Origin of the sequence: Aliidongia dinghuensis (genome assembly GCF_014643535.1) — a bacterium.
GTDB lineage: Bacteria > Pseudomonadota > Alphaproteobacteria > ATCC43930 > CGMCC-115725 > Aliidongia > Aliidongia dinghuensis.
In genome coordinates, this window is the sequence record NZ_BMJQ01000003.1 from 139,825 (window position 1) to 164,258 (window position 24,434).

Sequence of the window (24,434 nt, forward strand, 5' to 3'; positions counted from 1 at the left end):
AGCTTCGCGGGTTAAACAACGGGCACACGATGATGGCAAGCTTAGGGCGTTGGGGATTTGCACTGGCTGGGATCCTGCTGGCGCTGACGGCAAGCAGCGGTGCCGACGCCACGGAGCCGAAGGTGCTCCGGCGCTGGAACCAGGCCGAGCCCGAAACGCTCGACCCGCAGAAATCGACCGGCATCCAGGACGTTCAGGTCGAGCAGGACCTCTACGAGGGCCTGACCATCTGGGACGTGAACAAGCACCCGGCGCCCGGCATCGCCGAGCGCTGGGACGTGTCGCCCGACGGGCTCACCTATGTCTTCCACTTGCGCCACGGCGTGAAATGGTCGAACGGCGACCCGGTCACCTCGGCCGACTTCCTCTACAGCTTCCGCCGCCTGGTCGACCCCAAGACGGCCGCGGGCGACATCGACGCGGTACGTGACATCGTCAATGCCGAAGCGATCAACGCCGGCAAGGAAAAGGACCTCTCGAAGCTCGGCGTCGAGGCGCCGGATCCCTACACCTTCACCATCCATCTCGCGGCCGCCAACCTCGTGCTGCCGGAACTGATGACCCAGCGCTTCGTCTATCCGCTGCACCGTGCCACGATCGAGGCGCACCCGTCCGACTGGACCCGGCCCGGCGTCGCCGTGACCGACGGCCCCTACCTGCTGAAGTCGTGGGTGCCGCACGACCAGATCGTGCTGGTCAAGAACCCGGGCTACTACAACGCGGCGGCAATCGCGATCGACGAGGTCGACCATGTCGTCTCCGACGACGACGGCACCGCCCTGAAGCGCTACCTCTCGGGCGACCTCGACATCACCCGCGTACCGACGCGGCAGCTCATCGCGATCCGCAAGGATTACCCAGAGGAGCTCAAGACCGGCATCGCTCGGTCGACCTACTACATGCCGATCAATCTGAGGCGCGCGCCGCTCGGCACCGACGTCCGGCTGCGCGAGGCGCTCGCCATGACGATCGATCGGGAGACGCTGGTCAACAAGATTATCGTGCGCGGCCAGCAGCCGTCCTACAGCTTCACGCCCGAGGTCATCGGCAGCCACGGCTACGAGCCGCAGAAGTTCCGCTTCGCCGGCGCTTCGCTCGCCGATCGGATCACGCGCGCCAAGGAGCTGATGGCCGAGGCCGGCTACGGGCCGGATCACCCGCTTAAACTCACCATCAGCTACACGACCAACGACGAGATCCGCAGCCTGATGACGGCCATCGCCAGCATGTGGAAGACCAGCCTCGGCGTCGAGGTCACGCTCGACAACCAGGAATTCCAGGTGCTGCTGAGCAACCTCCGGCGCCAGAATTTCGAGATCGCCTCGATCGGCTTCCAGATCGATTTCGACGACCCGGTGCAATACCTGCGCATCAACCAGACCGATGCCGGCGACTTCAATTCCTCAGCCTATGCAAACCCGGCCTACGACGCGCTCATCCGCCAGGCGCGTGTGGCGCTCGACTGGCCGTCGCGCAATGCGCTCTCGGAGAAGGCAGAACGGATCCTGATGGACGATGTGCCAATGATCCCGCTGTTCTCCTACGCCAACAACTACATGGTGAAGCCGCGCGTCGCCGGCTGGCGCAACAACGAGGCCGACGCGCCGACCCGCTTCCTCGCGATCCGGAACTGAACCTTGGCCCGGCTGTTCTGCTTCGGCCTCGGCTATACCGCGCTCACCCTTGCCCGGCGGCTCAGCGCGGCGGGCTGGTCGGTCGGCGGCACCTGCCGCGAGCCGGACCGGGCCGCCGCGCTCCGGGCGGAGGGTATCGACGCGATCGTCGCCGACCGCACGCATCCGCCGGCGAACCCGGACAGCATGATCGCCGGCGCCACCCATCTGCTCGCCTCGATCCCGCCCGATGCGGCAGGCGATCCGGCGCTGGCGCTCTGGGGCCCCGCCATTGCCCGGCAGGCCATCGCCCGGCACCGCGGGCTTGTCTGGGCCGGCTATCTCTCGACCACCGGCGTCTATGGCGACCACGACGGCGGCTGGGTCGACGAGACGACGCCCCTCAATCCAACAGGCGAGCGCGGCCAACGGCGCGCGGACGCCGAGGCGGCCTGGCAGGCCCTGTTGCCCGTCGGCGTGCCGGTCCATCTCTTCCGCCTGGCCGGCATCTACGGCCCCGGCCGCAGCGCGCTCGACACGGTGCGCGCCGGCCGTGCCCAACGCATCGTCAAGCCCGGCCAAGTGTTCAGCCGCGTCCATGTCGACGACATCGCTCGGGTCCTGGCGGCCTCGATCGAGCGGCCGCGGCCGGGCGCCGTCTACAATGTCTGCGACGACAATCCGGCACCGCCCGACGAGGTCGTGGCCTATGCCTGCGAGCTGCTCGGCGTCGCGTCACCGCCCGAGATCCCGTTCGAGACGGCATCCTTGAGCGACATGGCCCGCAGCTTCTACGCCGACAACAAGCGCGTCTCGAACCGGTTGATCAAGGAGGAGCTGGGTGTCGAGCTGCGCTATCCGGACTATCGGACGGGACTGCAGGCGCTGCTCGCGCAAGCATGACCGGGCCGAACGATCGATGGCCTCATTGACTCCGTCCCCGCGGCAATCGAAACATAAGACGCCCGAACCACACCGCTCGACAACAAGAGGTGGCAGCGGGCGGGAGGAGAGATGGCCGAGACGCGCAGGGCGCATCACGCCGATCAAATCTACTCGGTCCTGAGCGATCGGGCGTCAGCCGCGCAGTCGGCTGTCGCGGCATCGTGGTCGCGCTCGCTGCAGTATGGCCTCGACCCGGAACTCGGCCGGCCGCCGGAACGGCTGGATGGGATCGCGTTCAACCTCGCCTTGGAACGGTTGGCACCCCTCATCCATCTGGCGCACGAGACGCTCGATCGCCTGTTCCAGGCGGTCGGCGATGCCGGCTGCTGCGTCATGCTGACCGATCGCGACGGCGTGCCGCTCGTCCGGCGCGGCAAGGCCGCCGACGATATCGATTTCCGCAATCTGGGCCTCTGGACCGGCATGGTGTGGAGCGAGGCGAGCGAAGGCACGAACGGCGTCGGCACCTGCCTCGCCGAGGGGCGGCCGCTCACGATCCATCGCGACCAGCATTTCATGACCCGCAACATCAGCCTGAGCTGCACCGTGGCGCCGATCCGGGATGCCCGCGGCAAGATCGCGGCGACGCTCGACGTCTCCAATTGTCGTGCGGACCTGACGCCGGCCGTGCTGAAGCTGATCGCGTCGGCGACCTGCGAGGCGGCGCAGAGGATCGAGGCGCGGTGCTTCCGCGACGCCTTCCGTGACGCCCGTATCCTTGTCGGTCCGGATACGAGCCGGGGAGCAGGCGGTCTGCTTGCAGTCGACCGGCAGGATCTGGTCATCGGCGCGAATTATACGGCCCGCCGCGCCTATGGCTTGACCGATGAGCAGCTGGCCCGCCCCTTCCCCGTCGGCGACATCCTGGCGCCCGAGGCCGAGGCGCCGGGCGAGGATCTGGCGATGGCCGAGCGTGGCGCCGTGCAGCGGGCGCTGTCGCGCGCCCATGGCAACGTCTCGGCGGCGGCTCGATCGCTCGGCATCAGCCGGGCGACCCTGCACCGGAAGATCGCGCGCCTCCGGCTCGAAAACCGGCACTAAGCGAGGCGCCGCGCATCGCCTGGATAAGTGTCGCACTTGTGCGACACATCGGCATGTTTCCTGACCGCCCTCATCTAACCCTGCCCCAGGTCCGGGCTTATCCTCGCTCGCGATCGACGCCGAACTCGGCGTGCTCGACAGGGAGTGAAACGATGAGCCATCCGGAAGCCGCGCGGAGTGCCGCGCACCTGTTCAAATCCCGCTACGGCAACTTCATCGGCGGCCGCTGGGTCGAGCCGGTGGGTGGCCGGTATTTCCAGAACACTTCGCCGGTGAACGGCCGTCTCCTTTGCGAGATCGCCCGGTCCGACGCCCAGGACGTCGAAGCGGCTCTTGATGCCGCCCACGCCGCGAAGGATGCCTGGGGCCGCACCAGCCCGGCCGAGCGGGCGCTGCTGCTGAACAAGATCGCCCAGGTCATGGAAGACAATCTGGCCCTCCTCGCCGAGGCCGAGACCTGGGACAACGGCAAGCCGATCCGCGAGACGACGGCCGCCGACCTGCCGCTCGCGGTCGATCATTTCCGCTATTTCGCCGGTGCCATCCGCGCGCAGGAAGGCGGGATTTCCGAGATCGACCACGACACGGTCGCCTATCATTTCCACGAGCCGCTCGGCGTCGTCGGCCAGATCATCCCGTGGAACTTCCCGCTGCTGATGGCGGTCTGGAAGCTGGCCCCGGCGCTCGCGGCCGGCAATTGCGTCGTCATCAAGCCGGCCGAGCAGACCCCGGCCTCGATCCTGGTGCTGGCCGAACTCATCGCCGGCATCCTGCCGCCCGGCGTCGTCAATATCGTCAACGGGTTCGGCCTCGAAGCCGGCAAGCCGCTCGCGTCCAGCAACCGCATCGCCAAGATCGCCTTCACCGGCGAGACCACGACCGGCCGGCTCATCATGCAGTATGCCAGCCAGAACCTGATCCCGGTGACTTTGGAGCTGGGCGGGAAGTCGCCGAACATCTTCTTCAAGGACGTGGCCGCCGAGGATGACGATTTCTTCGACAAGGCGATCGAGGGCTTCGTCATGTTCGCGCTCAACCAGGGTGAGGTCTGCACCTGCCCGAGCCGCGCTCTCGTCCATGAAAGCATCTACGAGCGCTTCATGGAGCGCGCGCTGCAGCGCGTGGCGGCGATCGTCCAGGGCAATCCGCTCGATCCCGCGACCATGATCGGTGCCCAGGCCTCGTCCGAGCAGCTCGACAAGATCCTGAGCTACATCGAGATCGGCCGCCAGGAAGGGGCCGAAGTGCTGATCGGCGGCAGCCGCAACCCGCTGCCGGGCGATCTTGCGGGCGGCTATTACATGCAACCGACCGTCTTCCGGGGCCACAACAAGATGCGGATCTTCCAGGAGGAGATCTTCGGCCCGGTCGTCTCGGTCGCGACCTTCCAGAGCGACGAGGAAGCGCTGGCCATCGCGAACGACACCCTCTACGGCCTCGGCGCCGGGGTCTGGACGCGCGACGGCACCCTGGCCTACCGGTTCGGGCGTGCCATTCAGGCGGGACGGGTCTGGACCAACTGCTATCACGCCTATCCGGCCCATGCGGCGTTCGGCGGCTACAAGCAGTCGGGCATCGGCCGCGAGAACCACAGCATGATGCTCGACCATTACCAGCAGACCAAGAATCTCCTGGTCAGCTACGCGCCGAAAAAGCTCGGCTTCTTCTGAGACAAAGGCGATGCCGGACCGGCCCGCGCGCCGGTCCGGTTGCCGCTTCGGAGACTTCGGATGGCCGACACCACTCCGGATCGGGTGACCGCGACGCCGGCGGCACTCGACCTTATCCGGGAGCTGCAGGACCGGCACGGACCGATCCTGTTCCATCAGTCCGGCGGCTGCTGCGACGGCTCCTCGCCCATGTGCTATCCGCAGTCCGATTTCATCCTCGGCGACCGCGACGTGCGGCTCGGCGAGATCGGCGGTGCCCCGGTCTATATCGGCGCGGCACAGTTCGAGGCCTGGCAACATACCCAGCTGATCATCGACGTCGTGCCGGGCCGCGGCGGCATGTTCTCGCTCGAGAATGGCAGCGAAAGACGCTTCCTCACCCGGTCGCGCACCTTCTCCGGCGAGGAGATCTGCAGCCTGGGCGGCAGCCCGGCCAAGGGCCTCGGCTCTTAGGCTTAGGGCGCGGCCGTGTCGGCGACAGCCGTCTCGATCGCCGGCAAGGGCTCGCCGCGGAGCGTCGCTTCGAAGCCGCGCAGGCGCTTGTAGATCGACAGCAGGTCGACGATCGTCGGCCAGGACGTGATCAGGTACTGGAACGACGAGCGCACCTGATCGAACGCGCTCAGGATCTGGTTCAAGAGGCCGAACGTGATCTGGCCCGCGACGACCGTCGGGGTCAGCACGAGGAACGGGAAGATATTGTCGACCTGCAGATAGCCGAAGCGGCCTAGGTTGAAGTAGGTGTAGTGAAAGAAGATGCGGAAATAGTTCTGCCGGATGTTGGAGAACAGCTCCGCGACGGTCGGCGGCTGGGCATGCATCGCATTGTCCTCGCCATAGACGAGTTCCTTGCGATAGGCCGCCTCGACCCGCTGGTTCTTGAATTCGAGGCCCGGCAGCTTGATGCCGATGAGCGCCAGGAAGCCGGTGCCGCAGACGGACCAGACGATCCCGACCAGCACCAGCGCATGCGGCACGGCGCCGATCAGCGGCAATGTCGTCACGGACGCCGAAAGCCGGTTCAGCACGGGAATGAAGGCGATCAGTGTCATCACGGAGGTGATGAGGCTGACACCCAGCGATTCCAGCGTCGAGGCGAAGCGCATCGTGTCTTCCTGCACACGCTGGGAGGCGCCCTCGACCCGGCGCAGCGTCGCCCAATGGGCCATGTAGTAGTCGGTCATCGCCGTGCGCCACCGGAAGATATAGTGGCTGACGAAGAAGCGGGTGAGCACCGCGAGCATCACCGCCATGAGCGCAATGTCGAGGAAGCTGAAGCTCTCCATGTAGAACTGCGCCGCGGTCGCGTGGCCGTGGTCGAGCGCCGCCTGGATCAGATTGTAGAACGGTCCGTACCAGTCGTTGATCGCGACCGACACCTGGACCTCGAAATACGTCACGAACAGGATGAGCGCCGAGCCCCAGATCGACCAGCGGGCCCAGGGGTGCGGCGCCACGAGCCGCCAGAACAGGCCGAACAATGCCACTGCGGCGAGATAATAGAGATAGAACCAGAGGAACGGCGCCGACCAGAAGCGCGAGACGCCGATGACCGGCGTCTGTCCCTGGGCAAGCGGCGGAAGCCCCAGGTACGCGCCCCAGTCCTTGGCGGCGAAAGCCCAGAGCAGAACGACGAACGCGACCCAAAGGGCGATTGAAACCGCGAACAGTCGCGGGCGTGGGAAGAACGAGACGAACACGGGCGCGCTCCATCGGTGGCGGCGCGTGGGTCCGGCGCGTCGCCTCAGCCAGGCTTGGGAATGCAAAAGCTTCGGCGGCACACGGGCCGCGAAGCCTGGACCGGAAAGCGGCCCCGGGCAGGCGGCGTCAGCCGCGGCCTACCCGTTCGGGCCGCCTCAGGTGGCCGGGCTGCCTCAGGTGGCGGAGCCGCTGGCTGTCTTAATGGCGCCGTCGGGCGTGACCATCAGATGCACGAAGCCGGCGCCCGGCTTCTGCGCGTCGGCGGCGATGTTCTTGCCGTCGGGACGGATGTCCTTGAAGGTGTAATAGCCCGACGCCTCGAGGCTGTTGAGCGCCGCCGTCTCGCGGTCGCCAATAACGTCGCGGCCATGGTGGCGCATCGCGACCTTGTGCGGGGCGGTGGGCTGAGCCTGTTGCGGGGCCGACGGCGCCGCAGCGCTGTTCGACGGGGCAGCAAAGGCGGCGCCGGAGGCAATGAGTGCCAGCGCCGCCGAAGCGGCCATCAGGATACGCATGGCTTTCTCCTTTCAACCGATCGTGAGAGCCGATGTTTTCGGTCCCGTCCGACACGTGGCCAGCGAAGATGAAAGGAGGCTTGCGCCAACATTAATTTGCGGAAATCTGCGGCTGCCATTCTGTCGCAGGGGCGGCCCAAGCGGCCTCAGCGCCGGCTCAATTCCACCACCGCCGCCTCGATGCGCGCGAGATGGTCCGGCTCCGACAGGCGATGGTCGCCGCCCTTGATGAGCGTCACGAGCACGTCGTCGCCGGCGAGCGCCGCCGCGAGGTCGAGCGAGAGCTGCCAGGGCACGTCCGGGTCGGCGAGCCCGTGCAGCAGCCGGACCGGGCAGCGGATCGGGATCGGCCCGGGCAAGAGCGCGTGGCGCCGGCCGTCCTCGATCAAAGCCGCCGTCAGCATGTAGCCGGCCGGGTCGTAACGCGACGGCACGGTCAGGTATCCGTCGGCCGCGAGCCGGGCACGCGCGGCCGCGTCCAGGTTCGGCCGGATCAGCCGCTCGGTGAAGTCGCTCGCGGTCGCGATGCCGACGAGGCCCGCGACGCGGTCCGGCCCGGCGAGCGCTACGTGCTGCATGATCCAGCCGCCCATGGACGAGCCGACCAGGATCTGCGGCCCTTCCGTCAACCGGTCGACGACCGCAAGCGCATCGGCGATCCAGTCGCCGACGGTGTAGCGGGTGAAGCGGGCCGCATCGGCGCCGTGGCCGCGATAGTCGAACCGGACGAAGGCCTGGCCCCGCTGCCAAGCGAACTGGGCGAGCCGCGTCGCCTTGATTCCGGTCATGTCGGATCGGAATCCGCCTAGATAGACGATGCCGGGCAGCTCTGCGTGTGACCGAGTTCTATTGCAAGCTTGCCTGACGTAGGCGATTGAAGCCCCGTCTTCGCGTGTTAGGATGCCGGGTTCCTCGGCGCTATCCGGCATCGGTTCGTCACTCATTTCCCTCGTTCCATCAGGCTGATCCCGTGAGCGCCGACCTTATCACCCAGACCCACGATGTCCCAGGCGGCGCGCCCGAGGCTGCGACCGGCCGGCCGCCGGCGGTGCTGCAGGTTCTGCCGGCGCTGGTGACGGGCGGGGTCGAGCGCGGCACGGTCGAGATCACCCAAGCGCTGGTCGAAGCCGGCTGGCGCGCCGTCGTGGCCTCCTCGGGCGGCCGCATGGTGCACGAGATCGAGCGTGCCGGCGGAACGCACGTGACCCTGCCGCTCAAGACCAAGAACCCGTTCGGCATCCGCCGCAACATCCGGCGCCTGGCGGCGCTCATCGAGCGCGAGAACATCGACCTCGTCCATGCCCGCAGCCGCGCGCCGGCCTGGAGCGCCTACTACGCGGCCCTACAGACCGGCCGGCCGTTCGTCACCACGTTCCACAATGTCTACGGCGGCCAGGGGCGCCTCAAACACTGGTACAATTCGATCATGGCGCGGGGTCTCAGGGTCATAGCCATCTCCGCCTTCGTCGGCCAGGCGGCGGCCAGGACCTATGGCGTCGAGGAAGACCGGCTGCGGGTCATCCCGCGCGGCGTCGACCTGAAGCGCTTCGATCCGGATGCGGTCAACCCCTCGCGCCTGGTCCAGCTCGCCAAGGAATGGCAGCTCAAGGACGGGCTGCCGGTCGTGATGCTGCCGGGTCGGGTCACGCGCTGGAAGGGCCATGCCGACCTGCTTTACGCGATGCAGCGCCTGCCCCACCGCGACTTCCAGGTCGTGTTCGTGGGCGACCACGAGCAGAAGCCGGCGTTCCGCGAAGAGCTCGTCCGGCTCGTCCGGGAGATCGGCCTCGAGGGTCATGTCCAACTCGTCGGCGATTGCCGCGACATGGCCGCCGCCTTCATGCTGGCCGACGTCGTCGTCTCCGCCTCGACGGAGCCCGAGGGTTTCGGCCGCGTTGCGGTCGAGGCGCAGGCCATGGGTCGGCCCGTGGTCGCAACCGACCATGGCGGCTCTCAAGAAACCGTGCTGCCCGGCGAAACCGGCTGGCTCGTCCCGCCGGGCGACCGCGACGCGCTGGCCCAGGCCATCGGCGAGGCGCTGGCGCTGGCGCCCGCGGAACGCGCCGAGCTGAAGGAGCGCGCCCGCGCCTTCATGATCGAGCGGTTCGACAAGCGCCTCATGTGCCAGGCGACGCTCGACGTCTATACTGAGGTGCTGTTCCCCGACGCGCTCATCACGACGACGCCCGCCCTGGAGAGCGCGTTCGGCTGAGCTGGTCTGCCGCCCCGGCGGTTGCGGCACCGGGCAAGCTGCGTTACATCCATCGCTTCCGGTATTTCAGCAAGGAAACCCTCGCTTTGGCTCCCGAGTCCGCTGCGCCCAATCCGATCACGGTCACGCTGCCCGATGGCGCCACGCGCACCTTCGACGGCCCCGTGACCGGCGCCGAGATCGCGGCATCGATCGGGGCCGGCCTCGCCAAGGCGGCGCTCGCCATCAAGGTCGACGGCAAGCTCGTCGATCTCTCGCGTACCATCGACCGGGACGCTGAGGTTGCGATCGTCACGGCGAAGCAGCCGGAGGGCCTGGAGCTCATCCGCCACGACACGGCCCACATCATGGCCGAGGCGGTGCAGGCGCTCTATCCCGACGCCCAGGTCACGATCGGCCCGGCGATCGAGAATGGCTTCTACTACGACTTCGCCCGCGACAAGCCGTTCACGCCGGACGACCTCAGCGCAATCGAGGCCAAGATGCGCGAGATCGTCGCCAAGGACGAGAAGTTCGTCCGCGAGGTCTGGCCGCGCGACGAGGCGATCGCCTATTTCGAGAAGATCGGCGAGAAGTACAAGGCCGAGCTCATCCGCGATCTGCCGGAGAGCGAGGAGATCTCGATCTACCGCCAGGGCGAGTTCCTCGACCTCTGCCGCGGGCCGCATGCGCCCTCGACCGGCAAGATCGGCACCGCCTTCAAGCTGATGAAGCTCGCCGGCGCCTATTGGCGCGGCGACCATCGCAACCCGATGCTGCAGCGGATCTACGGCACGGCTTGGGCCAGCGACAAGGACCTGGCGCAGTACCTGTTCCAGATCGAGGAAGCCGAGAAGCGCGACCATCGCAAATTGGGCCGCGAGCTCAACCTGTTCCACCAGCAGGAAGAGGCGGCGGGCCAGGTGTTCTGGCACGCCAAGGGCTGGACGCTCTATCGCACGATCGAGAATTACGTGCGCATGCGCCTCGACCGCGCCGGCTACCAGGAAGTGAAGACGCCGCAGCTCATCGACAAGTCGCTGTTCGTGGCCTCGGGCCACTGGGACATGTACGGCGACAACATGTTCAAGATCGACGCCGAGCATGGCGAGGATGGCAAGCCCGCGCGCCAGTTCGGCGTGAAGCCGATGAACTGCCCGTGCCATGTCCAGATCTTCCGCCAGGGACTGAAGAGCTACCGCGACCTGCCGCTGCGCATGGCCGAGTTCGGCGCCTGCCACCGCAACGAGGCCTCGGGGGCACTCCACGGCATCATGCGCGTGCGCGCCTTCACCCAGGACGACGCGCACATCTTCTGCACGGAGGACCAGATCACGGCCGAGTCGGTCGCGTTCTGCGACCTGCTGCAGAGCATCTATCGCGACTTCGGCTTCACCGAGGTCTCGGTCAAGTTCTCCGACCGGCCTGACGTGCGCGCCGGCACGGACGAGACCTGGGACCGGGCCGAGGGCGCGCTCAAGACGGCAATCGAGGCGGCAGGATTGCCCTACACGATGAACCCGGGCGAAGGCGCCTTCTATGGGCCGAAGCTCGAGTTCGTGCTCAGAGACGCGATCGGCCGCGACTGGCAGTGCGGTACGCTGCAGGTCGATTTCGTGCTGCCGGAGCGCCTGGATGCCTCCTACATCGGCGAGGACGGCCAGAAGCATCGACCGGTCATGCTGCATCGGGCGATCCTGGGCTCGCTCGAGCGCTTCATCGGCATCCTGATCGAGCAGCATGCCGGCAAGCTGCCGATCTGGCTGGCGCCGGTCCAGGTCATGGTCGCGACCATCACGTCGGACGCGGACGACTACGCGCGCGAGGTCAAAGCATCGCTCGTCAAGGCCGGGATTCGCGCCGAGGTCGACCTCGCGAACGAGAAGATCAATTACAAGGTCCGCGAGCATTCGCTCGCCAAGATCCCGGTGCTGCTCGTCGTCGGCCGCCGCGAGGCCGAGGAAAAGACCGTCGCGATCCGCCGCCTCGGCGGAAAGGATCAAGAAGTCGTTGCACTTGCCGACGCCATCACTAGATTGTCAGAAGAAGCTGCTGTCCCGTCCACCCATGCGTGAGCGGATGGGGATTGCAGGCTCGAACGATTCGACCCGGACCGGTGCCCGCGTGATGCCATCACGCCCGGCGCCCATGTCCATTGCACAATTAGGAGGCCGTACATAGCCAGACCACCCCTCAACCTCACGCCGTCCCGCGAGGGCCCGCGCATCAATGAGGAGATCAACGTCCCCCGCGTTCGCCTGGTCGACCAGAACGGCGAGATGGTCGGGGTCGTAACGAAGATGGAGGCCCTGGCGATGGCCGCCACCGCCGGCCTCGACCTGGTCGAAGTCGCCGCCGCGGCGGACCCACCGGTTTGCAAGATCCTCGACTACGGCAAGTTCAAGTACGAGGAACAGAAGAAGAAGAACGAGGCCAAGAAGAAGCAGAAGGTCATCGAGGTCAAGGAGATCAAGCTCCGTCCCGGCATCGACGACCACGACTACGACGTCAAGATGCGCAGCATGGTCAAGTTCGTGGAGGAAGGCGACAAGGTGAAGGTCACCATGCGCTTCCGCGGCCGCGAGCTCGCCCATCAGGACATCGGCATGAACGTGCTGATGCGCGTGCGCGACGACCTGGACGAGATCGCCAAGGTCGAGCAATTCCCGCGCATGGAAGGCCGCCAGATGACGATGGTGCTGTCGCCGCGTTGAGCCTCGCCCGCAAGGGATAGACCGAACGAAACGGCCCGGCCGGGGAAACCCGCCGGGCCGTTGTTGTCAGAACAATTCGGCGGCGAGCGCCGCGGCGGCGAAGCCGGCGGCCAAGGCCGCCCACTCCTTCTTGGTAACGGCCATCGCCGCGACCGCCCCGACGCTGCCTGCGAGGTTGGGCCATCCACCCTCCCAGATCCCGGCCGCGACGAAGGCGATGAACAGGTTGCCCGGTGCCAGCCTGAGGAGCCGCGCCACCAATCCGCCCTGCGGCAGCGCCCCCATTACCAGAAAGCCGCCGGCCCGCATGGCATAGGCCGCCAAACCCACGGCCAGGATCGCCGGATAAGGACCCCAATCGGTCATCGTCCAGTTAGGCATCGTCACCCCGGAGCGCGCTCGCAAGCGTGCCGACACCGCCGCCGATCAGCATGGCCCAGCTCTGGCCGAGCGTGCCGGCCACGGTCACGGCCGCCGCAGCGGACAGCGCCCAGGGCATGAGGCTGCGCTGCCCACGCCATTGCGTCGGCAGCAGGGCGGCAACGAATGCCAGCGGCAGGAAGGCCGCACCGACCGCAAGCGGCCCGTGCGGCGTCAACGGTGCCAGATAGCCGAGCGCGGTGCCGCCGATCCAGCCGATCGCCATGGGCACGCTGCAGCCGAAGAGATAGCCCGCATCGCGCCGGCCCTTGTCCGCCTCCGCGACCGTCATGAGCCACGACGCATCGCCCAGGATCGCCAGGATCGGCAGCATGAGCCGGCGCGGCAGGTCGTGGAACAGCTGCCGGAGGTGTGCGCCCATCACTAGGTAGCGGGCGTTGGTCGCGACGCAGGCGAGCATCATCGCCGCGATCGGCGGCGGCAGGGCCCAGAGCCCGAGCGTCACCGCCTGGGCCGTCGCCGAATAGACGAGCAGGCTGAACAGCACCGCCGGCACGAAACCCAGCCCCAGGCCACGATAGGCCACCCCCATGACCGCGCCGGCGATGCCGTTGCTGAGGATGAACGGCAGCGCCGCCACGAAGCCGCGGCGGAAGCCCGTAAACGTGAAGGGTCTGGCGGTTGCCTCGGCGCTTTTCATGGTCATGACCATTAGATATGATCAGGACCATGTCAAGGGACCCTCAGCGCGCGGCAACACAATTCTTCGGCGGCCGGGTCTGCCTCGATTTCGCCAATACGATGGATTGGCGAACGTCGGACGCGCCGCAGGAACTGCTGCCCGACTATGCGGCGCTGCTGACTTGGAGCGGCAATCGCCGGACGCTGCCGGCGGCGGCGATCGCCCGGCTCCGGCCGCGTGCAATGCAGCCAGAGGCCGCGGCCGTGCTGGCACGGGCGCGAGTACTCCGGACCGAGGTCTGGCACGCAGCCGAGGCGTTGATGCAGGGCGTGCCCGTTACACTGGCCACGTTCAATCGCCATCTCGCGGCCCTGCCCGCCCAGCCGTCGCTCGTCGAGGGAGATACGAGCTATCTCTACGATCTACCCGGTGCAGCGCTCGACGAGCCGCTCTGGCCGGTGCTCTGGTCGCTGACCGCCCTGCTGACGTCGATCGACGCCAGCCGGATCGGCTGCTGCCATGGCACGGGTTGCGGCTGGTTCTTCGTCGATGAAAGCCCGAACCGGACACGCCTCTGGTGCTCGAGCGAGGTGTGCGGCAACCGCGAGCGGGCGCGCCGCGCCTATGCGAAGCGGCGCGGCGGGAGGGCGGCGCCGTAGGCCGCCCTCGCCCGGGTCAGACGCCGTAGCGCTGGGCCGGCTTGGCACTCGACAGCCGGGTCGACATGGCACGGCGCGCCGCTTCGTAGCTGTCCCACTCCGCCTTGTCAGGCAAGGACGGGATGGTCACGATCTCGCCCTGGTCGAGGCCCGCCAGCGCCGCGTCGACCAGGTTGTCGGCCGACATGACGATCGCCTCGGGCAGGTTATGAACCGGCAGGCCGGCGATGTCCCAGAATTCGGTCGCGGTGGCGCCCGGCAGCACCGCCTGGATGCGCACGCCCTTGTCGCCAAGCTCATGCTGCAGCGACTGGCTGAACGCGAGCACGAAGGCCTTGGTGCCGCCATAGACGCCGTTCAGCGTCTCCGGCGAGATCGCGACGACCGAGGCGATATTGACGATCGTACCGGTGCCGCGAGCGACGAAGGCCGGAGCGACGGCGTAGGTGAGCCGGGTCAGCGCGCGCACGTTCAGCTGGATCATGTCGTCCATCTTGTCGACGTCGGACGCGAGCAGCGGCCCGGCACCGCCGACCCCGGCGTTGTTGACCAGCAGCGTGATGCGCGGATCGCTCTTGAGCGTCGCCTCGATGCGCGCCAGGTCCGCCTTGTCGTTAAGGTCGGCCGCGATCGTCTCGACCGTGCGCCCGGTCTCGGCCGTGAGACGCTCTGCCAGCGCCGCGAGCCGGCTCTTGTTGCGGGCGACCAGGATCAGGTCATAGCCGCGCCTGGCCAGGCGGTCGGCATAGACGGCGCCGATGCCCGAAGACGCGCCGGTAATCAGGGCGACGCCCTTGCTGTCGATATTGCTCATTTTTCCTCTCCGAGCCCGGCAGCGGGATGCCGCCGTTTGCTGATTGAAGAGGTGGGCTTGTGCGCGTCCGTCTCAAACGTCATATATCCGGCGTTTTAGGACATAATCACGGAGACGTTCCATGCAGCGCATCGGCTTCATCGTCTTTCCCGGCTACCAGGTGATGAGCTTTGCTCTCGTCTCCGTGTTCGAGTTCGCCAATATCGTCGCCGGCCGGCCGGTCTATGACCTGCGCCTCTTGTCGGAAGACGGCGGCCCGACCCGCACCTCGATCGGCATCCAGGTTGAGACGACCCGGTTCGACGACACGGCATACGACACCCTGATCGTCGGCGGCGGCACCGAGATCGAGCCGATGACGCCGGGCCTGATCCAGTTCGTGCGCCAAGGGCTCGGTCGCTATCGCCGGATTGCTGCGACCTGCACCGGCGCCTTCGTGCTGGCGGAGGCCGACCTGCTCGATGGGCGGCGCGCCACCACCCACTGGTTCCACGCCCGCGCGCTTCAGGCGCAGTACCCGAAGGTCAAGATGGAGGAGGATCGCATCTTCATCGCGGATGGGCCGGTCTGGACCTCGGCCGGCATGACCGCCGGCATCGACCTGGCGCTCGCCCTGGTCGAGCAGGACCTGGGGCAGGAGCTCGCCCGTGCCGTCGCGCGCAAGCTCGTCGTCTATCACCGGCGCGCCGGCGGCCAGTCGCAATTCTCGGCCCTGCTCGAGCTCGAGCCCAAGTCTGACCGGATCCAGAATGCGCTGGCTTTTGCCAAGCGCAATCTCCAGACGTCGCTGTCGGTCAAGGACCTGGCCGACGCGGCACGGCTGAGCCCCCGCCAGTTCAGCCGCGCCTTCCATGCCGAGACCGGCCAGTCGCCGGCCAAGGCGATCGAGAACCTGCGCGTCGAGGCGGCGCGGCTGATGATGGAGCAGAGCCGCCATCCGATCGACGTGGTGGCCGAGCAGACCGGCTTCGCCGACCGCGACCGCATGCGCCGCGCGTTCCTGCGCGCCTTCGGCCAGCCGCCACAGGTCATCCGGCGCAATGCCCGGGCGGAAGCCCTCGCCGGCTAGGCCTCAGGCCGGTACCCGAACCGCCCGGCGCCGCACCACAAGCACCAAGCCGACGAGCCCGGTCGCGAAGGTCAAGGCGCCCGCCGCCATGATGACCGGCGCCAGGCCGAACCAGCCATAGAGCGTGGGCGCGATCGTATAGGCCAGGAACAGGCCGGCGAAGACCGAGCACATCTGCAGCCGATAGACCTGCGCCAGCCGATGCGGCGGAAAGCGGCTCTGGATCAGGTGCAGGATCGCCAGGTTCTCGAACGGCCCGTTGATCGCGGCGAAGCCGGCCACAAGCATGAGCATCGCCCGGTTCGGCATCAGCGGCAGCAGGAAGACGCCGGTGCCGAAAATGAACTTGGCAATGACGAGCTGCACCTGCGGCCGGCCAGGGCGCCGGCTCGCAAGGATGAGATTGGTGCCGAGATTGCCGATGCCGTAGGCCGTCATCATCAGGCTGTAGTCGGTGAGCGGGTCCGTGCTGGTCGCCCGCAGATAGAGCACCATGCCGAGCAGCACGCCCATGGCCCAGGTGAGATTGCCGATCATGTTGCCGACGAGGCCATAGATCACGAGGCCGTGGCCGCGCACGGCCCGGAGGCCGCCCAGCAGGCTGTCGATCACCGCAGCCGTCCCGGTGACGCTCCGCCGCTGCGGCGCCTCGCCGAGGCCCCGGTTCACCGCGCGCACGGCCAGCGCCGACAGCAGGAAGGTGATGGCGGTCAGCGTGAAGAACTGCGTCTTCGGCACGAAACCGTTGACCAAAGCGATCAGCGACGGCCCCAGGATACGGGCCATGCGCTTCGTCGCGTCGAACAGGCCGTTGGTGGCATGGCGCAGCACCGGGTCGGGCGCGATCGCCGGCAGGGTCGCCTGCAGCGCCGGATCGAACGCCGAGGTGCCGAGCGCCACCGCGCCGGCGACCAGGATCAGGAGCGGCAGGCTCATCATGTGCAGCAGGCCCGCCACCGACAGGACCAGCACCAGCACCGCACGCGCCAGATCCGCCGCAATCATGGTGGCACCATGGCGCCAGCGGTCGGTGAGGACGCCGGAGAACAGGCTGCCGAACAGCAGCACGCCCGCCTGCACCGCCGAGACGTAGCCAGCCTCGCGCCCGATCAGGTCGGCGGCGATCCAGACCACGGCCACCATGTAGAACTCGGAACCGGTGGCGGCCAGCACCTGGCCGGACCACAAGAGCGCGATCGGTCGCCGCGCGAGCGGCTTCAGCACAAACATCGACAGTCCCGAGCAAGACGAGCGGTTTCAGCCTACAGGGCTTTGTCCGACCGCCCCTATGCGCGGTTACGCAAGGCGGGGTTGCAGCGAAATCGTCCCGCCTTCATGCGACAGATCGACCAATAATGCTGGTTGCCTGCGATCTGCCCGCGGGCTCACGCGGGTACGTGCCCGGTCTCGGCAGCGATGCCCGCCTCGACGAGCCAAGTGCGCACCATGCGGCCGATCGTCTCCGGGTGATCCTCCTGCAGATAGTGGGCGCCGGGGCCGAGATTGACGACGCGGCAATCCTTGAGCGTGCGGGCGAACTCGGCCGCCGCAGCCGGCGAGACGAGCGCGCCCGGCTCGCCGCAGAACAGGAGCTTGGGGTAGGTCGAAGCGGCGAGCGCCGCATGGTCTGCACCGCTCGCCGCATGGACGTCGGCCGGCTCGCCGGCGACCGGCAGTTCGCGCGGCAGGCGCAGGATCGGCTTCCGCGTCTCGGGCGTCGGGAACGGGGTCCGATAGGCGTCCATCTCCGCCGCCGCCAGCGGGCGGATGACCGATCCGGGCAGGACGCGCTCGATGAACACATTGTCCTCGAGGACCAGCCGCTCGCCCTGCCCCGGCGTGCGGATTGCCTGGAACAGATCGCGCGCCTGTGGCCTCTGATGGAATGCATCCCAATTGGCGAACGGCCGGATGAATTCCATGAACGCCAGGCCCAGCATGGTCTCCGGCCGGCGTCGGGCGTGGTGGAACGCGAGCGCCGTACCCCAGTCCTGCGCGACGATGACCAGGCGGTCGAGGCCGAGGGCGGCGATGAAGGCGTCGAGATAGCGGGCGTGGTCGGCGAAGCGATAGTCGATGTCGGGCTTGCCCGACCGGCCGAAGCCGATCAGGTCCGGCGCAATGCAGCGCGCAACCGGCGCCACCTGCGGAATGATGTTGCGCCAGATGAAGGACGAGGTCGGATTGCCGTGCAGGAACAGCACGGTGGGGCCGTCGCTGCCGGCCTCGATATAGGACATGGTCGACCCAAGGACCGCGATCTCGTGATGCGTCATGGCGAAGCCTTTGCGAACAGGGTTGCACCAATGATCTTCTTGAACCGGTCGAGCGGTGCCGGATCGCGGTCGACCTTCATGCGCAGCATGGCGCCCTGCCAGCTAGAGAGCAGGAAATCCGCGAGGTCGTCCGCGCTGCACGCGTCCGTGATCTCTCCGGCCGCCTGGCCTTCGGCGATGCAGGCCGCGAAGGGCCGACGCCATTCTTCGAAGATCTGCGACAGGCGGCGGCGCAGCGCCTCGCTGTGCGGCGAGACCTCCAGGCTGAAGTTGCCGATCATGCAGCCGCGCGCCCAGCTCTCGGCCGCGAGCTTGTCAGTGATCAGATCGAAATAACGCCGGAGCCGCCCAGCCGGCGACGGCCCGTCATCGGCGAGCGCTGCCGCGACCAGAGTGCCGACATAGGCGAAATAACGATCGAGCACCTCTTCGGCGAACTGCTCCTTTGACGGGAAATGGTTCGTGAAGGAGCCCGGCCGGGCACCCGCCAGATCCGTGATGTCGCGCACGGGCGCTCCGGCATAGCCGTGCTGCCACAGCATGTGCAAGCCGGCCTGGACGAGGTTTTCGCGGATCGAAGGGCGTGCCATATCGATATAATACAAACGTACGTAAACAGATCAAGCATATCTCGCATCAGGCGAGAATCGCCGCCGCACTGTCGCCGCCGCGCGACATCGGGCAAGTTGATGGCCGCCGCTACGCAAGGCGACGGGAACGAACGGAGATATCTTGTCTGCGCGACTATCGCTGGGTCTCTTGGTCCTCCTGCTGCTGACGCCGCTCGCGTCGCCGCGCGCAGCACCGGCCGAGCACGAGCGCGAGCCCGCAATCGTGCTGCAGTTGCCGCCGGGCATGACCGCCGACCAGGTGCGCGAGCTCGTCACCGGCCTGGAGGGCAAGGGCGCCGCCATTGTCCCGCCCGCCCAACCGAACCTGCCCAGCGAACCCGTGATCCACCGGATATTGGCGCGGCTGGCGCAAGCGGTACCGAAGGCGCCCCAACTGGCCGAGTTGCCCGCCCGCTGGTCCGCGGCGCTCGCAGCCGAGCCGTCATCCGGCGGCGGCTTCTGGTTGCGGCTCCTGGGCTTGATCGTCGGCGCCTGGCTGCTGGAGCTGCTCATCCGTGCCGCCGTGCCGGCACTCATCCCCCGCCTGCGGATTCGGCCCGACATGCGGCTGGACCGCGCCTTCCTGCACCATTTCGTCTGGCTTGCCGCCGGTCTCGTGAGCTTCATTGCCGTGGTGCGGCTCGGCGGCGGGTTGATCGGCCGCAATTCGCCGCTGCTGATCGCGACGACGGCCCGGGTGATCGACAGCGCGGTCACCTGGCGGATCGCCACCGGCTTTCTGGCGCTGGTCCTGTCGCCGGGCCTGCCCGCGGCACGGCCGCTTTATATCGTCGACGCCGGCGCGCGCCGGGTCTATCGCTGGGTCGGCCCCTATCTGATTTACGCCATGGTATTCATTCCCGCGGCCTGGCTCGCCACCCGGCTCGGCGCGGACGCGGATCTGCAGCTCGATATCGCGGTCGGCTTCGGCCTTATCATCACGCTCTACAAGACCGCGATGTTCCTGCATGTCCGGGCCCCGGTCTCGGCCGCGATCCTGGTCGCGGGCGGCGACCATCCGCGCCTCGGCCGCCGGCTGGCCGCAGCCCTCTGGCACTGGGTGTTCATTCTCCTGTCCTGGACGATCTTCCTGCTGGCGGTCGAGCAATATGCACTCGGCAGCGGGACTGGGACGGGGACCGTGGAGGCGGCCGGCGCGCTCCAGGCGGTCATCGTCGGCATGTCGCTCGCGTGGGCAGCGAAACAGCGCTTCATCACCGAATACGGCCGTCATGACCAGGTGCGCTGGTGGCAGCCAGTCGTGAACCGCACCGTCGACATGGTCGTGCTGATCGGCGGCTTCGCCTGGCTCGCTACCCTCTGGGGCTTCGACGTGTTCGATCCGGACGCGACGGGCGCCACGGCAACGGTGCTGAGACCGCTCTTCCGGGCCACCATCACGCTGGCACTCGCCTGGCTCACATGGAGCGCCATCGGCGGCTTCCTCCGCGAGCGCGCGCCGCATCATCCCGGCAGCCCGATCGACGAGGACGGCGCCGTGGAGACGAGCATGACCCGGCTCGCGACGCTGCTGCCGCTCATCCGCAACGTCCTCGCCATCGCGATCTTCTTCCTGGGCACGATGATCGCGCTCGGCGACCTGGGCGTCGACGTCGGCCCGTTGCTCGCCGGCGCCGGCGTGGTCGGCATTGCGCTCGGCTTCGGCGCCCAGGCGCTGGTGCGAGACGTCATCGCCGGCCTGTTCTTCCTGATCGACGACGCGTTCCGCTTGGGCGAATACATCGATACCGGCCGCTTGAAGGGCACGGTCGAGGCGATCTCGATCCGCTCCGTGCGCCTGCGCCACCAGAACGGCCAGGTCCACACCATTCCGTTCGGCCAGATCCAGGCCGTGACGAACAGCAGCCGCGACTGGGCGATCATCAAGTTCAACCTGCACATCGCTCCGGAATCGGACCTCGAGCTCGTGCGCAAGACCATCAAGCAGTTGGGTCTGGCCCTGCTCGAGGATCCCGAATTCGGCCAAGACTTCATCCAGCCGCTGAAGATGCAGGGCGTGGCCGACGTGACCCAGGCTGCCGTGATGATCCGCTGCAAATTCACCGCGCGCCCGGGGCGCCCGACCGTGCTGAGGCGCCAGGCGATGCGCGGGATCATCCAGCGTTTCGCCGCCGCAGGCATCGCCTTCGCCAATCCACCGGCGACCGCGTCCAATCCGCCCTGATCTCCCCCGCCCCGGAGGAAGCGTTTTCATGACCGACCGCACGCCCCAAGAACAGCTGGCCAAAGAACAGCTGGCCAAAGAACAGCTGGCCAAAGAACAACTGGCCGAAGCGCAGCGCATTCATGACGACGATCCCTGGCGTGCGCGGGACATGCTGCTGCCGTTGCCGGCCAGCCTCGCCGCACCGGACGATCTGGCGCAGCTCGCACGGCTTGGCGTCCATGTGCTGGGCGGGCTGCTGAAGCGCTGGCCCGAGGCCCTGCTGATCTGCCGCCAGGCGATTGCGGCGGCCGGCGCCCCGCGGCCCGACATGCTCCGCTGCCTCGCCGCGGCGGCGGTCCTCGCCGGCGACGCGCTCGAGGCGGCCCGGGCCGAAGCGGCGCTGGCCTCGGCACTCGATGCGCCGACAGCGGACTGCGCGGCGGTCATCCGCCTGCTGGTGATCGAGCAGGACATGGGCCGGGACAAGATTCTGCCCTGGCTCCCCGTGCTCGACGATTGGGTCGCCCGCGCCGAAGCGATCGAGGGGCCGCCGGACCTCGTCCGCTTCCTCGCCATCGCCACCAACAACATCGCAAGCACGATCCTGGATGCCGGCCCTGTTCCGGCCGGCGAGCCGGCGCGTGTGCTGGAGCGCGTGGCGCGCCTCAGCTTCCATTGCTGGCATGCGGTCGGCAGCTGGATCCACCACGAGCGGGCGCATTACCTGATGGCGCTGGCGCTCAATGCAACCGGCCAGCCAGCGGCGGCGGCCGAGCACGCGCGCCACGGGCTGGCCCTGATCGCGGCCAACGAGCCCGAACCGGTCGATGCCTGCTTCCACCTGCTGGCGCTCGCCCGCGCCTTGAAGGCATTGGGCGATGCCGCCGGGGCCGAGACCGCCCTCGCCGAAGCCGCGACCTACCCTGCCGGCTTCGACGACTACTGGCGGGCCGAATACGACAAGGCCCGCGCCGCCATCTGACGGCGCACTATTGCTTGCCCGCCTTATTGCTTGAACGCCAGGTCCTGGGTCGGGTGGATGTCGAGCGGATTGGCTTGATAGCCCGCGAGCTTGGTCGAGACCAGATAGGGCCGGACGTCGTAATAGAGCGGGATGACGGGCGTGTCGCGCGAGATGAGCCGCTCCGCCGCCTCCAGCATCTCGAGGCGCGCTGCGGGATCGAGCGTCGCCGTCGCCTTGCGCAGCAGCTGGTCGTACTCCGGGTTCCTGTAGTCGGACGTGTTGAGATCGCCCGAGTCGGACTGGAAGATCGACAGGAAGGTCCAGGGATCGGGATAGTCGGCGATCCAGCCGTAGAGCGACATCTGGAAATCGTGATGCCGCGTCTGGGCCAGCACCACCTGGTTTTCCTCGTTCGACATGGTGATATCGGCGCCGAGCGCCTGCTTCCACATGCCGGCCATCGCCGTGGTCGAGCGCTTCGACCCTTCGGTCGTCGGATATATCAGCTCGAGCTTCAGCGGCTTGTCCGGGCCGTAGCCGGCCTCGGCATAGAGCGCCTTGGCCTTGGCGAGCCGGTCGGCCTTGGAGAGGCGCATCCATTCCGGCGGCTGCTGCGTGTAGCCGGGAATGCCGGGCGGCACCAGGCCGTAGGCCGGCACCTCGCCGTGCGGATCGACCTTCTCGGCGAGCGTCTCGCGGTCGAGCGTCATGGCGAGCGCCTGGCGCAGCCGCGGGTCGTTGAGCGGCGGCTTCGCCGCGTTGAGAATGATGTAGGCCGTCCACATGTTGACGTCCGGATGCAGCTCGTCCGCCATGTTCTTGCGCGCCCACGCCATCTCGGTCACGGGGATGCGCGAGAAATCGAGCTCGCCGGCGCGGAAGCGCTTGAACGCCGTCTCGTCAGACTCGACGACGAGCCAGCGCGCCGTGTCGATCTTGACCGACTTCGCATCCCAATAGTCCGGGTTGCGGACGAGGCGGATCTCCTGCTGCGGCTCCCAGTAATCGAGCTTGTAGGCGCCGTTCGAGACCATCTTGCCCGGCCGCGTCCATTGCGCGCCGCCCGCCTCGATCGCCTGCTTCGGCATCGGATAGGCGATCGGTAGGGCGAGCACGCCCGGCAGGAACGCGGTCGGCTCCGTGAGGGCGATCTTGAGCGTATGGGCGTCGGGCGCCGTGACGCCGAGCCGCCCCAAGTCCTTCTCCTTGCCGTCGCTGATGGCGCGGGCGTCCACGATCTCGTAGAGGATCGAGACATAGGGGGCGGCGGTCGCCGGATCGACCGCGCGGCGGAAGCCATAGACGAAGTCGCCGGCCGTCACGGGCGAGCCGTCAGACCATTTGGCCTCGGGCCTGAGATGGAACGTCCAGCTGAGCCCGTCGGGCGCCACGTCCCAGGAACTCGCGACACCCGGAATGATCTCGCCCTTGCCGCTGATCCGCGTTAGCCCCTCGAACAGGTCGAGCAGGATGTTGCTTTCCTCGGCGCTGTCGACCTTCTGCGGATCGAGCGACTCGGGCTCGGCCTGATGGCCGCGACGAAACACCGTCTCGGCCGCGGCCTGGCTGATCACCGTTCCCGGCAGCGCCATCTCGACCGCCCCCGCCAGAGCCGCCGCGGCGAGCACTGCCCCGCACACCCGTCCGAAACTTCCGACCACGAAACCCTCGATCCCGGCCATTGAAACGCCGGCCATTGAAACGATTCGGCCGGACCATGGCACGACGACCCGCCAGGTTCGAAGGGAAAAACGTCGCGGAACCGTCACACTGTCGGTTACTACCACATAAGGTCTTTCCGTTCGTCTCCGGTCAGGGCAAAATTGGGACCATATTCGCCCCAGGCGCCTCCCTGGACGCCCGCCCGCCGCCCTCCGTGGCGCGGACCCGCCACCGATCATTCAAACGTCCGGCCTACCATTCCTCCTAAGCGGCATCGGTCGCGTGGAGAAGAACAAAGCCGCGACGATCTGCAACGGAGACGAGAATCGATGAAGTACCTCCACACCATGGTGCGAGTAAGCAATCTGGAAGATTCTTTGAACTTCTACTGCAACAAGCTCGGCCTCAAGGAAATCCGCCGCACGACAAACGAACAGGGCCGCTACACGCTTGTATTCCTTTCCGCCCCCGGCGACGAGAGCGCCATGGTCGAGCTGACCTATAATTGGGATCCGGAGGCCTATACCGGCGGCCGCAATTTCGGTCATCTGGCCTATGCCGTCGACGACATCTACGCGACCTGCAAGCATCTTCAGGACAATGGCGTCACCATCAATCGGCCGCCGCGCGACGGCCGGATGGCATTCGTCCGCTCGCCGGACGGCATCTCCATCGAGCTGCTGCAGGCTGGCCCGGCCCTTCCTCCCGCCGAGCCCTGGGCCTCGATGTCGAATACCGGCAGCTGGTAAAGGGCGACGC

The 24,434-nt window shown here is 67.5% G+C and carries 23 protein-coding genes; 13 read left to right on the forward strand and 10 right to left on the reverse strand.

The window, feature by feature from the left end:
* Positions 1–29 precede the first annotated feature (29 nt).
* The 5 genes from IEY58_RS06635 to IEY58_RS06655 all read left to right on the forward strand — a co-directional run bounded on the left by IEY58_RS06635 (position 30) and on the right by IEY58_RS06655 (position 5,722).
* Positions 30–1,634: a peptide ABC transporter substrate-binding protein gene (locus IEY58_RS06635; protein WP_189043838.1), complete on the forward strand. Its 1,605-nt coding sequence runs from the start codon at positions 30–32 to the stop codon at positions 1,632–1,634.
* A gap of 3 nt (positions 1,635–1,637) precedes the next feature.
* Positions 1,638–2,516, forward strand: coding sequence for an SDR family oxidoreductase (locus IEY58_RS06640; RefSeq protein WP_189043840.1), 879 nt, complete (start codon positions 1,638–1,640; stop codon positions 2,514–2,516).
* Positions 2,517–2,627: 111 nt separating this feature from the next.
* Entirely contained in the window at positions 2,628–3,599 is a 972-nt protein-coding gene (locus IEY58_RS06645; protein ID WP_189043842.1) for a GAF domain-containing protein, read from the forward strand.
* A 152-nt stretch (positions 3,600–3,751) separates the two neighbouring features.
* Positions 3,752–5,269 (forward strand): aldehyde dehydrogenase, encoded by a 1,518-nt coding sequence (gene adh / locus IEY58_RS06650; RefSeq protein WP_189043844.1) that lies wholly within the window; start codon positions 3,752–3,754, stop codon positions 5,267–5,269.
* A gap of 60 nt (positions 5,270–5,329) precedes the next feature.
* The gene (locus IEY58_RS06655) at positions 5,330–5,722 is read left to right on the forward strand and encodes a DUF779 domain-containing protein (RefSeq protein ID WP_189043846.1); all 393 of its coding nucleotides are present in this window, start codon (positions 5,330–5,332) and stop codon (positions 5,720–5,722) included.
* Positions 5,723–5,724: 2 nt separating this feature from the next.
* Here the strand turns inward: IEY58_RS06655 and sbmA are convergent, their stop codons facing one another.
* From sbmA to IEY58_RS06670, 3 genes are all read right to left on the reverse strand, one after another.
* The gene (gene sbmA / locus IEY58_RS06660) at positions 5,725–6,969 is read right to left on the reverse strand and encodes a peptide antibiotic transporter SbmA (RefSeq protein ID WP_189043854.1); all 1,245 of its coding nucleotides are present in this window, start codon (positions 6,967–6,969) and stop codon (positions 5,725–5,727) included.
* Positions 6,970–7,143: 174 nt separating this feature from the next.
* Positions 7,144–7,485, reverse strand: coding sequence for a hypothetical protein (locus IEY58_RS06665; RefSeq protein WP_189043856.1), 342 nt, complete (start codon positions 7,483–7,485; stop codon positions 7,144–7,146).
* A 146-nt stretch (positions 7,486–7,631) separates the two neighbouring features.
* Positions 7,632–8,273 (reverse strand): alpha/beta fold hydrolase, encoded by a 642-nt coding sequence (locus tag IEY58_RS06670; RefSeq protein WP_229743537.1) that lies wholly within the window; start codon positions 8,271–8,273, stop codon positions 7,632–7,634.
* Between the two features lie 182 nt (positions 8,274–8,455).
* Between IEY58_RS06670 and IEY58_RS06675 the strand changes: the two genes are divergently transcribed.
* The 3 genes from IEY58_RS06675 (at position 8,456) to infC (ending at position 12,390) form a co-directional block, all read left to right on the forward strand.
* Positions 8,456–9,697 carry a glycosyltransferase family 4 protein gene (locus IEY58_RS06675; RefSeq protein WP_229743538.1) on the forward strand — a complete coding sequence of 414 codons (1,242 nt, stop codon included), beginning with the start codon at positions 8,456–8,458 and terminating at the stop codon, positions 9,695–9,697.
* A 116-nt stretch (positions 9,698–9,813) separates the two neighbouring features.
* Entirely contained in the window at positions 9,814–11,751 is a 1,938-nt protein-coding gene (thrS, locus tag IEY58_RS06680; RefSeq protein ID WP_189044516.1) for a threonine--tRNA ligase, read from the forward strand.
* Between the two features lie 102 nt (positions 11,752–11,853).
* Positions 11,854–12,390: a translation initiation factor IF-3 gene (infC, locus tag IEY58_RS06685; protein WP_189044518.1), complete on the forward strand. Its 537-nt coding sequence runs from the start codon at positions 11,854–11,856 to the stop codon at positions 12,388–12,390.
* 66 nt (positions 12,391–12,456) lie between these two features.
* Here infC and IEY58_RS06690 read toward each other — a convergent pair whose 3' ends face one another.
* Together IEY58_RS06690 and IEY58_RS06695 are read right to left on the reverse strand one after the other, a co-directional pair.
* Positions 12,457–12,756: an AzlD domain-containing protein gene (locus tag IEY58_RS06690; protein ID WP_189043857.1), complete on the reverse strand. Its 300-nt coding sequence runs from the start codon at positions 12,754–12,756 to the stop codon at positions 12,457–12,459.
* 7 nt (positions 12,757–12,763) lie between these two features.
* Positions 12,764–13,477, reverse strand: coding sequence for an AzlC family ABC transporter permease (locus IEY58_RS06695; protein ID WP_189043859.1), 714 nt, complete (start codon positions 13,475–13,477; stop codon positions 12,764–12,766).
* Positions 13,478–13,500: 23 nt separating this feature from the next.
* Between IEY58_RS06695 and IEY58_RS06700 the strand changes: the two genes are divergently transcribed.
* Positions 13,501–14,112 (forward strand): CGNR zinc finger domain-containing protein, encoded by a 612-nt coding sequence (locus IEY58_RS06700; RefSeq protein ID WP_189043869.1) that lies wholly within the window; start codon positions 13,501–13,503, stop codon positions 14,110–14,112.
* Between the two features lie 16 nt (positions 14,113–14,128).
* Here IEY58_RS06700 and IEY58_RS06705 read toward each other — a convergent pair whose 3' ends face one another.
* Positions 14,129–14,926, reverse strand: coding sequence for an SDR family NAD(P)-dependent oxidoreductase (locus IEY58_RS06705; protein ID WP_189043871.1), 798 nt, complete (start codon positions 14,924–14,926; stop codon positions 14,129–14,131).
* 121 nt (positions 14,927–15,047) lie between these two features.
* Here IEY58_RS06705 and IEY58_RS06710 point away from each other — a divergent pair, with 121 nt between their 5' ends.
* Positions 15,048–15,995, forward strand: a complete 948-nt coding sequence (locus tag IEY58_RS06710) for a GlxA family transcriptional regulator (protein ID WP_189043873.1) — start codon at positions 15,048–15,050, stop codon at positions 15,993–15,995.
* A gap of 3 nt (positions 15,996–15,998) precedes the next feature.
* Here IEY58_RS06710 and IEY58_RS06715 read toward each other — a convergent pair whose 3' ends face one another.
* The 3 genes from IEY58_RS06715 to IEY58_RS06725 all read right to left on the reverse strand — a co-directional run bounded on the left by IEY58_RS06715 (position 15,999) and on the right by IEY58_RS06725 (position 18,861).
* Positions 15,999–17,225 (reverse strand): MFS transporter, encoded by a 1,227-nt coding sequence (locus IEY58_RS06715; protein ID WP_189043875.1) that lies wholly within the window; start codon positions 17,223–17,225, stop codon positions 15,999–16,001.
* A 155-nt stretch (positions 17,226–17,380) separates the two neighbouring features.
* On the reverse strand, positions 17,381–18,271 hold the full coding sequence (locus IEY58_RS06720) for a haloalkane dehalogenase (protein WP_189043876.1): 891 nt from the start codon (positions 18,269–18,271) through the stop codon (positions 17,381–17,383).
* Positions 18,268–18,861 carry a TetR/AcrR family transcriptional regulator gene (locus IEY58_RS06725; protein ID WP_189043878.1) on the reverse strand — a complete coding sequence of 198 codons (594 nt, stop codon included), beginning with the start codon at positions 18,859–18,861 and terminating at the stop codon, positions 18,268–18,270. Before IEY58_RS06725 ends, IEY58_RS06720 begins: the two co-directional genes overlap by 4 nt.
* Positions 18,862–19,003: 142 nt before the next feature.
* Here IEY58_RS06725 and IEY58_RS06730 point away from each other — a divergent pair, with 142 nt between their 5' ends.
* Entirely contained in the window at positions 19,004–21,067 is a 2,064-nt protein-coding gene (locus tag IEY58_RS06730) for a mechanosensitive ion channel family protein (RefSeq protein WP_189043880.1), read from the forward strand.
* A gap of 28 nt (positions 21,068–21,095) precedes the next feature.
* The gene (locus tag IEY58_RS06735; protein ID WP_189043882.1) at positions 21,096–22,031 is read left to right on the forward strand and encodes a hypothetical protein; all 936 of its coding nucleotides are present in this window, start codon (positions 21,096–21,098) and stop codon (positions 22,029–22,031) included.
* Between the two features lie 23 nt (positions 22,032–22,054).
* Here the strand turns inward: IEY58_RS06735 and IEY58_RS06740 are convergent, their stop codons facing one another.
* On the reverse strand, positions 22,055–23,674 hold the full coding sequence (locus IEY58_RS06740) for a peptide ABC transporter substrate-binding protein (protein WP_189043884.1): 1,620 nt from the start codon (positions 23,672–23,674) through the stop codon (positions 22,055–22,057).
* A 330-nt stretch (positions 23,675–24,004) separates the two neighbouring features.
* Here IEY58_RS06740 and IEY58_RS06745 point away from each other — a divergent pair, with 330 nt between their 5' ends.
* Positions 24,005–24,424: a VOC family protein gene (locus IEY58_RS06745; protein WP_189043886.1), complete on the forward strand. Its 420-nt coding sequence runs from the start codon at positions 24,005–24,007 to the stop codon at positions 24,422–24,424.
* The last annotated feature ends 10 nt before the right edge of the window (positions 24,425–24,434 follow it).